The organism is Vibrio floridensis, from assembly GCF_021852965.1.
Taxonomy (GTDB): domain Bacteria; phylum Pseudomonadota; class Gammaproteobacteria; order Enterobacterales; family Vibrionaceae; genus Vibrio; species Vibrio floridensis.
In genome coordinates this window covers 1-8,701 of sequence record NZ_JAKGCY010000025.1, presented here as the reverse complement: position 1 = coordinate 8,701, position 8,701 = coordinate 1, and the positions used below count along the sequence as shown (strand labels likewise).

Sequence of the window (8,701 nt, the reverse complement as noted above, 5' to 3'; positions counted from 1 at the left end):
ATAGAGAACTTTAGTTGCAGCTAAAGTCTGGGTCTCACCTTACCCTGATTCGTTAGTTATTATCCATACAAGGCGTTCAAGTGGGATTCATGCCGCGTGGCATTTTTGGTATGCGGTTGGTTCTGGTGGTGAAAGTGGTCTGCGGAAGGTTGGTTTGAGCGGCATTCACCCCTTAACGCAGCGTTATGTTTTCTTTCAATTTTCGATTTCAAGGATGATTCCGTTTTATGAATAAAAAGGTTTTTACCATAGGCACTATTATCGTGGTTTTCGGAATTGCAATTTTAACAAAACCAAACTCAGGAGGACTTAAGCTCCCTAGCTGTAATTTTGAGAAAGTGGCAAATACGAAGATTAATTTTTTTGTTGACCAAGAAGTCTTAGAGTCATCTTCAATAGAAGACATTAAAAAATCGCTGAACGCTTCAATAAAGTACGCGAATCAGGTTTTAAAGAATTCATGTGTTCCATTGACCCGAAGCTTGGGTGATGTTGTACCACTTTACATAGATAAAAATGAAGTTCGTAGTCTAGTCGCAGCAGGCAACTTGGTCGGTAAGGCTCTCGAAAAACAAAAAATATCAGTTAAACAGCTTAGTCCTAATGAAAAATATGCTCTGATTTTTCATGGAAAGCATGAAAGTCAATTTGGATTGTCTGGCCAAGCATCATCGTATTTTGGAGCGTGGTTCTTCGCTATCTCTTCTACTGCGCCAATACATGTGTTAGAGCATGAATTGGGTCATTTATCGTGGGCGCAGCATAGTGAGAAACATCCAATTCCCAATCTAACAATGTTTTTGAAATCCGCTGTTCCGCAGGAATATCAGGAAAAACTCGTTCCGTATGCTCGTGCATTTAAGTGTGGCGATTCAGGCACAATAATGAGTTATGAGCGGAATATACTGCCCATATATTCAAGCCCTCAAATCAAGTATCAAGAGGAATTTTGTGGCAATAGTGCGTCGGCTGACAATGCAAGGGTGTTGCGTGACTATGCGTTGACTTTATTGGAAACTGGCAAAGTTGGGCTATGAAAACATAACAAGGCGTTTAAGTGGGATTCATGCCGCGTGGCATTTTTGGTATGCAGTGAGTTTTGGGGTGAAAGTGGTCTGCGGAAGCTTGGTTTATGCGGCATTCACCCCTTAACGCAGCGTTAGGCATTAGGTGGCATTATGCAAATAATCAGTGATGAAAAAATAGCATTACATTTGAGAGAGCTTTGTCCTCAGTATGTTGCGGTAGCTTATCTTGGTAAGGATTGGGCAAGTTATTTGGCAATAGACAATTTGAAAGCTATTGTCTTGTCACCTACGCTAGGTACTAACCCTTTTGCTGTGGAAGCACTAGTGGATAAGATAGGTTGGGATAAGGTTCACTTTCTTTCCCGCTTACATTCTAAAATTTATCTTGGAGACAGTTCTGTTATGCTGGGTAGTGCTAATTTGTCAGATAATGCACTCTCTGGGTGTAAATTATATGAGACAGTAGCTTTATCCAGAGAACCTGATGTTGTAGCTCAAGCTTTTAATGAGATAGAAAAAATTATAAACCTTGCTGAATCCGAATATCCAAATGTTGACTTGAAATTAGAGCAATTAAAAAATCTAAAAGAACTTCATCAGTCATGTGTTATTTTAGGAGAGTCAACCTCTTATCCTATAGCTAAGATAAATGAAACATTTACGATCGAAATAACTGAAACGTATTATACTGTAGGAAAATTTAATATTCCGGCTAAATATGCTAAGTGGTTCGGTGAGCATGGGGAAGCGATTTATATTACATTAGAAGGTAAAGGGTCTCTAAGGTCAAAGGTTGATAGAAAATCTAGTAATTCTGTAAGGATCCATGGTGGAAAAAATTTGAAGTTATGGTTTCAGTCTCAACCAGAGTACGGTTTCAAGATCAAAATTGATGTTCTTAAAGATAATCATATTAATTTATCTATGGCCGAAGAAAATGCCTAACAAAGCATTTAAGAGTGATTCACAACGCTTGGCGTTATCAGCTCAAGGTTGGCTTTTGTGTTTACGGTACAATGAGTTAGGTTTGGTGGTGGCGTTGCTCACACCTTAATGCGGCGTTATGTGTCTTTCCAGAATTTATCTTTCTAAATCAAAAAGTAAAAATTGGAATTGCGGAAAATGTTTCTAGTGGATTACTAGTATGAATCGTCACAACATCATTGGGTTCTTATCATCGGTTTTATCTTTGAGTACCCTAGTTTTCGTCATCATGGACGGGCCTCACTTTCCGCTTCTCGTTTGGCCTTACGAAGCTTTCCAATCTTTGGTATTTTTTTTCGTTTGGGGTTTTGGTGTCTCGACAACGGTTGGCTATTTTTTCTCAATAATAGTTGCTGTTACTGTGGCGGTAGTAAGTTTCGCGGTGGGGCATAAATTATCGCGCTTTGTGGTCAAAACAGGTAATCTTTAACTGTTAATTCAAACACATAACAAGGCGTTCAAGAGGGATTCATGCCGCGTGGCATTTTTGGTATGCAGTAAGTTTTGGTGGTGAAGTGGTCTGCGGAGAGTTGGTTTAGGCGGCATTCACCCCTTAACGCAGCGTTATATGCTCAATGGAGATTAGATGAACTCATCAATTGATGATGTATATAAAAAAGTCGGTGAGGCTCTTCATGTGGGGCAAACGCTAGAGTTTCTTACTCGGACGCTTGTTGCGATATTGAACGACAACTTTGATGTTGAAATAGAAGTTGAAGCACTCGTAATCCGTGAAGACCGTAAAACCCTAGGTCAACTCATCGGTTTACTAAAAAGCCACGCCGACATTGATGATGTTGGTGTTTCTATCTTGAAGCAAGCACTAGTTAAACGTAACTATATTGCTCACGAGTTTTACATTAAAAATGCCTACTTGTTCTCCAACCTTGAGCATAGAAATAAGGTTTATCAAACTCTTGTAGAAGATACCAAAACTATTGCATTAGGTACTGCATTAATGTCCGGTTTCGTGGAGGGTTTTTGCGAGGCTCTAGCTATCGACAAGTCAAAAGTTCTGGTGAAACAGAACATATAACAAAGCGTTTAAGAGGGATTCATGCCGCGTGGCATTTTTGGTATGCGGTGAGTTTTGGTGGTGAAAGTGGCTTGCGGAAGGTTGGTTTATGCGGCATTCACCCCTTAACGCAGCGTTAGTTGAATAGGGAAAATCCGTGAATATTTTTGAAGCATTTCTTAATGTGCTTGCGCAAGTCTGGTATCTAGTGCCTTTATTGCTCATTGTTAGCGTTTTCAAAAGTAGGTGGCTAAAAGGTGTGTTTGGTGAGTTTCTCGTGAACCGTCTTTTGTCCAAATTACCAGAGCCTGATTACACACTAATAAAAGACGTAACGTTGCCGACTAACGATGGTACAACTCAAGTCGACCATATTGTGGTTTCTAGATATGGCATTTTCGTCGTTGAAACTAAGAATATGAAAGGTTGGATATTTGGTTCAGCTCGCCAGAAACAGTGGACACAAAAGATTTACCGTCATTCCTCTAAATTTCAGAACCCACTGCATCAGAATTACAAGCACATAAAAGCTCTGGAAACCTTGCTAGGTTGCAGTGAAGAACAACACTTGCATTCAGTTATTGTTTTCATTGGCGACAGTACCTTTAAAACCGAAATGCCTCCAAACGTTACCTACGCTCGAGGAAGTATTCGATACATTCAGCAATTTAACGAGGTAGTGTTCTCTGACAATGATTATGCTCGGTTAACAGAGTCTATAAACCGGCTAAAGTTAAAGCGCGGAGTCATTACGGATTTAAAGCATCGTAAACATGTCAAAGAAGTTGTTGCATCCAAAGTTAGCTCAAATGAGTGCCCCCGTTGCGGCTCTGAAATGGTGTTGCGTGAAACCAAGCGTGGTGAAAATATAGGTAAACAGTTTTGGGGTTGTTCAACCTTTCCCAAGTGTAGGGCTGTGAAACAATTCAACTAACAAACTGTTTAAGAGTGATTCGCAACGCGTGGCATTTTTACTATGCGTTGGGTTTAGTGTTTAAGGTGGTATGCGGCAGCTTCGGTATTACGTTGCTCACACCTTAACAGGGCGTTATGTTTGTCGGTGGTCAGAAAATGAGACCTGATTTCAAAGAGTTTAATGATACCTATAAAGGTTGGAAAAGAAGAATTTATTAATTTTATATTTAGGCTTGATATTTTTATGATTAAAAAACTTGTTTTAAACATATTACTACTAGGAGCAATGGTTGGCTTTATGAGTGCAACTGGTAGAGCGAATAGTGAATCATTAGATGAATGTACTTTATTCTGGGAAAAGGTAAGTTATGAAGATTTATTGAATGCTCCCGTTCGTTACTTAGATGCTTGGAGAAAACTCGAAAGACAGTGTGATAAAGGTGATGGGTACTTCGAAAGACAACTAGGTTATATTCACTTGGCAGAGCGAAATTTTCTTGATTCAGAGCGAGCCTTTATAAATTCGGCTAACAAAAACAACATTTATTTAAACGACTTAGCTCAACTATATCTTACACAGTCCCAATATAGTGAAGATAGAAAGGTTCAAGTTGAACTGATATCTAAAGCCCAAAATATACTTTTAGGTATGGTTAAAGATAATAATGTAAATCATGCTATTTTCTTTAGTCTAGGGTTTACTTTCTTTCTTCAAGAAAATTTCTCTGATGCTATAGTTTACTTTAACCAATCACTGAATATGCAAACAACCTCTAAAGCATACTCGCTCCTTGGCCAAGCTTATTTCAATGAACGAAACTATGAAGGTGCGGTTGGTTCTATATTGAAAGCATTTGATCTTGATAAGAGAGTAAGCGAGGACGAAAATTCAATGTTAGTTTTGGCTATGTCACACGTAGCATTGAAGGATTTTGAAAATGCAAAAATCACTCTTTCTCTATTGTCTAAGACTCGACCAGACTTGGTAAATACAGATGTCTATCAATCTGTATTTAATGCGATAGTGAGTGGCTTCATTAAACCTGAAAGTTAACAAACATAACAAGGCGTTAAAGCGGGATTCATGCCGCGTGGCATTTTTGGTATGCGGTGTGTTTTGGTGGTGAAAGTGGTCTGCGGAAAGCCGGTTTAGGCGGCATTCACCCCTTAACGCGGCGTTATGCTTAATCATGTTAAATCAGTGGTTTATGGTTTTTCTTTGTCCCCTCAGCTTTTTGGCTTTAGGCTCGTCGGCAAGTTGGTTTCAGTGGGCGCTGTTTTCTGGACACTTATTCTTTGGCGCTGGAAATTCAGTTAATTGCCTCAATCAATTTTCGGGTAAGCGCGAGGTTAGGGCTGCTGGCTCAATCAGCAACTTGATCTTAGGTTTTTGAGTTTTAGCAGCCAAATTTCAAAGTCTGATTTTCAAAAATTATGAGTCATTTCAGTTTTCTGTGTTTTGACTTTTGTTTGTGAATCAAAGTCGAGTTAATCTTGATTCTATTAAAACGTAACCCATTGAAGCTTAAGCATAACAAGGCGTTCAAGAGGGATTCGTGCCGCGTGGCATTTTTGGTTTGCAGTGAGTTTTGTGGTGAAAGTGGTCTGCTGAAACTTGGCTTATGCGGCACTCACCCCTTAACGCGGCGTTATGTCTAAAGTGAAATTGATGTTCAAGCAGCTTGATGCAAATGAAAAATGTGTGGTTGAACTGTCAGAGCGTTGCTTCGACGAGCTTCGTCAAGTTTACAGGCCAACTGAGCTCGCAGTTAGCAATAAAAACAGTGCTAAAAGTGAGTGGAGTTGTTTTGGTTTCCATGTTGATGAGGTTTTAGTTGGAGTAGTTGAAGCTAAACAGGTTGGCTCAGAATTACAGCTTAGCTCGTTAGCAGTTGCACCAAGTTTTCGCCAAAAAGGTGTAGCTAGAAAGCTCGTCGATTTCGCTGTTACGCAGTTTAAGCGTATTAACTCAGTCTCAGTTTGGTGTGTTGAGCAAACAGGTAATGTCGCTGTTTTTAAGGCACTAGGCTTTAATGTAGTTCAACGTTTTGATTCAGACTTTTTCATACTTTCCGACGGTTCAAAAGCGGTAGAAGTTCAGTTAAAACAAAAAGTAACGGCATAACAAAGCGTTTAAGAGGGACTTGGCACGCGTGGCATTTTCAATTTGCGTTGGGTTTAGTGGTTAAGGTGTTATGCGGTCACTTTTGTATTGCGTGCCTGCGCCCCTTAACGCGGCGTTAGCATACTTTGATAGGAGTTCAGATGGCTACGATAGTCGAACAAATTGTTAATCGAGAAATTGACTCGGTCATCGTGTACGAATCTGACCAAGTTATAGCTTTTGCAGACCATGATCCGATCAACTTTGGGCATATTTTAATTTGTCCTAAGACTCAATACCGTACTTTTATTGACCTGCCTGAGTCTGTATTTTTTGAGATCACCGACGTTGCAAGAGATTTATATAAACGTATAGAAGCTAAGTTCAATCCTGATGGTATCGGCTTTATGCAAAACAATGGAGAGGCTCCTCACTTCAACGAGCTCGATCACTACCATTTGCATATTTTCCCTAGGTTTCATGGCGACCAGTACGGTTGGGTTAGTAGTGAGCTTGGAATTCAAGCTATGGATAAACTAAGAGAATCACTTAAAGATCTATAAGCATTGAAAAAGTATGCTAACAAATTGTTTAAGAGTGATTCGGCACGCGTGGCATTTTTACTATGCGTTAGGTCCAGTGGTTAAGGTGGTATGCGGTGGCTTAGGTATTGCGTGCCTCACACCTTAACAAGGCGTTATAAATTTTTGAGACATCGGAGAACAAATGGAATTAGTAAATTTGCTTTTAACGTCTGGAGTCATAACAGGATGTCTCGCTGCAGTATTTAAAAAGTACATAGACCATCAGTTGAAACTAAAAGAGCAATCGTTACTGACTGATCTAAAGGTTCAAGCTGATATAGAAGTTGCAGTTTATAGAGCTAAGCTCGAACAAGAATCGCTACGTTTCAATGTTAAAACATCTGGCGTGTACGAAAAGCAAGCAGAAGTACTAATGGAAGTATATAGTCAGTTGTCAGATCTGGAATACTTGATGAATGTCGCAATAAATCAGGGAAAACCGTGGGATGAAAAGTATGACAAATTTAAGTCTACATATTTTGAAGTTCGCACTTACTGGCGAAGAAATCGAATCCTATTGTCTGATGAAATAGATCACTTGATAAGAGCTCTGTTAAGTGATGCTTTTTGGGCTGTTGAAAACTACGGTTCAGGTGAATCAAGTTTTTTGCGAGGTGATTTTGAGTATGCCGATACCCAAAAACAGAAAGCTGAACAACTAAAACAAAGTATTCCGCAAATACTTGAACTTCTAGTGACAGACTTTAGAGACAAAATTGGTGTCACGGATAAAAATTTATAACAAACAATTTAAGTGGGATTCCCAACGCTTGGCATTTTTGCTTCTACTTCAATGTTAGTGGTTACGGTACAATGCTTTAGGTTGGGTTGTAGCGTTGCTCACCCCTTAATTGGGCGTTATGTTTCACTTTGATTTAGAAGAAATAAAAGGTTGCCTGGCGCTTTTTTCTTTGGTCTCTTTGGCAATTCGTTCGAGTTGTTTCAGCAATTCAATATTGTCCGTCCAAGTTCATGAATCCATCAAACATAATCACGCTTCAAAGTTCGTGGGTTGCTTCAATTTGAAATTGCGTCTGTGTGTTGAAAATTAGACTGGCTTCAAGTCGCTTTAGTTCTCTTTCCCAATTAGTAAATTGGCAGTGGTCTTTTTGGCAATTTGAGTTTTGTTTTTCGCTGTTTTGAAAGGGGTGCAATCGCTCGCTAAAAGCCATCAAAGTTGCCTCAATCAAATTCCTGAGAATTACATGCTTTGTGTTTATCGCTTTTGTCGGATTATTCCGCAACGTCGTGTGACGCAAGTTAAACAATTCTTTATGCAATTCAGTTCTTTGCCAAGTAAGCGAGTCAGTTGTGGTAAAACATAACAAAGTGTTTAAGAGGGATTCGTCAACGCGTGGCGCTTTCACTTCAAATCGGTTCAAGTGATTAAGGCGGTCATATCCGCTTTGGCGGTAGCGTTGTCTCACCCCTTAACACGGCGTTATATGCTTTGCGGCATATGTCACAAACTATGAAACAGATGAGAGTAAAATTCCTCGGAAAATATCTTATAAAATAGGTTTTTCATGAAGTTCAATAGTTTATTTTTCATCGCTTTCTGTTTTGTCTCTAGTTCAGCCATCGCTTCTACCAGTACCTTAGAGTGCGTATATAAAAAGTATTCAGACCCAGAGGGTGTCCATACGGCAAAGAGTGATTTCATTCTTAGATATCTAATTGATCCAGATGCCGACAAAGTTTATGTGCTGGGGAACAATGGTAGTAATGAGGTGGTAAAGGTTCCTGGAAATGATCATGTGTCATTTTTGGAAGCGACTGGGGCAGGTAATGTGATGGTCACTACGATTACAAATACAATGAATACAGTTCATAGTCGAAACACAGTTGGCTTTGGTGGTGACCTGATTCCATCTCAGTACTACGGGAAATGCACAGCCAAGTAGTACGCACATAACAAAGCATTTAAGAGTGATTCGCAACGCTTGGCGCTTTCGCTTCGCTCAAGTATAGCCAAGCGCCGCTCACACCTTAATGCGGCGTTATAACGCATTTGAGTACGCCACATATCAAGGATTGAAATGGAAGAATATTGGAATCCCATGGTGCCTGA

Annotated in this window: 11 protein-coding genes; all 11 read left to right on the top strand. The window is 39.7% G+C overall.

Going from position 1 to position 8,701, the window contains the following annotated elements:
• Positions 1-227 precede the first annotated feature (227 nt).
• The 11 genes from LZU85_RS19730 (at position 228) to LZU85_RS19645 (ending at position 8,534) form a co-directional block, all read left to right on the top strand.
• Positions 228-1,037, top strand: a complete 810-nt coding sequence (locus LZU85_RS19730; RefSeq protein WP_237288270.1) for a hypothetical protein — start codon at positions 228-230, stop codon at positions 1,035-1,037.
• 141 nt (positions 1,038-1,178) lie between these two features.
• Positions 1,179-1,973 (top strand): phospholipase D-like domain-containing protein, encoded by a 795-nt coding sequence (locus tag LZU85_RS19720; protein WP_237288268.1) that lies wholly within the window; start codon positions 1,179-1,181, stop codon positions 1,971-1,973.
• Between the two features lie 199 nt (positions 1,974-2,172).
• Complete coding sequence (locus LZU85_RS19715; RefSeq protein WP_237288266.1) at positions 2,173-2,442, top strand: hypothetical protein; 270 nt, start codon at positions 2,173-2,175, stop codon at positions 2,440-2,442.
• Positions 2,443-2,598: 156 nt separating this feature from the next.
• Positions 2,599-3,048: a hypothetical protein gene (locus tag LZU85_RS19705; protein ID WP_237288264.1), complete on the top strand. Its 450-nt coding sequence runs from the start codon at positions 2,599-2,601 to the stop codon at positions 3,046-3,048.
• Positions 3,049-3,184: 136 nt separating this feature from the next.
• Entirely contained in the window at positions 3,185-3,961 is a 777-nt protein-coding gene (locus tag LZU85_RS19695; protein ID WP_237288263.1) for a nuclease-related domain-containing protein, read from the top strand.
• A 162-nt stretch (positions 3,962-4,123) separates the two neighbouring features.
• Complete coding sequence (locus LZU85_RS19685; RefSeq protein WP_237288259.1) at positions 4,124-4,996, top strand: tetratricopeptide repeat protein; 873 nt, start codon at positions 4,124-4,126, stop codon at positions 4,994-4,996.
• Between the two features lie 154 nt (positions 4,997-5,150).
• On the top strand, positions 5,151-5,336 hold the full coding sequence (locus LZU85_RS21205) for a hypothetical protein (protein WP_419795982.1): 186 nt from the start codon (positions 5,151-5,153) through the stop codon (positions 5,334-5,336).
• 275 nt (positions 5,337-5,611) lie between these two features.
• Positions 5,612-6,067 (top strand): GNAT family N-acetyltransferase, encoded by a 456-nt coding sequence (locus LZU85_RS19670; protein ID WP_237288273.1) that lies wholly within the window; start codon positions 5,612-5,614, stop codon positions 6,065-6,067.
• 140 nt (positions 6,068-6,207) lie between these two features.
• Positions 6,208-6,609 carry an HIT family protein gene (locus tag LZU85_RS19660; protein ID WP_237288256.1) on the top strand — a complete coding sequence of 134 codons (402 nt, stop codon included), beginning with the start codon at positions 6,208-6,210 and terminating at the stop codon, positions 6,607-6,609.
• Between the two features lie 163 nt (positions 6,610-6,772).
• Complete coding sequence (locus tag LZU85_RS19650; protein ID WP_237288254.1) at positions 6,773-7,372, top strand: hypothetical protein; 600 nt, start codon at positions 6,773-6,775, stop codon at positions 7,370-7,372.
• Positions 7,373-8,156: 784 nt separating this feature from the next.
• A complete protein-coding gene (locus tag LZU85_RS19645; protein ID WP_130349914.1) occupies positions 8,157-8,534 on the top strand; it encodes a hypothetical protein in 378 nt (125 codons plus the stop codon).
• Positions 8,535-8,701: the final 167 nt, after the last annotated feature.

Excerpts from the sequence above, each read along its gene's own strand:
- LZU85_RS19650 (WP_237288254.1), top strand. The coding sequence starts at position 6,773 with ATGGAATTAGTAAATTTGCTTTTAACGTCTGGAGTCATAACAGGATGT.
- LZU85_RS19660 (WP_237288256.1), top strand. The coding sequence starts at position 6,208 with ATGGCTACGATAGTCGAACAAATTGTTAATCGAGAAATTGACTCGGTC.
- LZU85_RS19715 (WP_237288266.1), top strand. The coding sequence starts at position 2,173 with ATGAATCGTCACAACATCATTGGGTTCTTATCATCGGTTTTATCTTTG.
- LZU85_RS19720 (WP_237288268.1), top strand. The coding sequence starts at position 1,179 with ATGCAAATAATCAGTGATGAAAAAATAGCATTACATTTGAGAGAGCTT.
- LZU85_RS19645 (WP_130349914.1), top strand. The coding sequence starts at position 8,157 with ATGAAGTTCAATAGTTTATTTTTCATCGCTTTCTGTTTTGTCTCTAGT.
- LZU85_RS19730 (WP_237288270.1), top strand. The coding sequence starts at position 228 with ATGAATAAAAAGGTTTTTACCATAGGCACTATTATCGTGGTTTTCGGA.
- LZU85_RS21205 (WP_419795982.1), top strand. The coding sequence starts at position 5,151 with ATGGTTTTTCTTTGTCCCCTCAGCTTTTTGGCTTTAGGCTCGTCGGCA.
- LZU85_RS19705 (WP_237288264.1), top strand. The coding sequence starts at position 2,599 with ATGAACTCATCAATTGATGATGTATATAAAAAAGTCGGTGAGGCTCTT.
- LZU85_RS19685 (WP_237288259.1), top strand. The coding sequence starts at position 4,124 with ATGATACCTATAAAGGTTGGAAAAGAAGAATTTATTAATTTTATATTT.
- LZU85_RS19670 (WP_237288273.1), top strand. The coding sequence starts at position 5,612 with ATGTTCAAGCAGCTTGATGCAAATGAAAAATGTGTGGTTGAACTGTCA.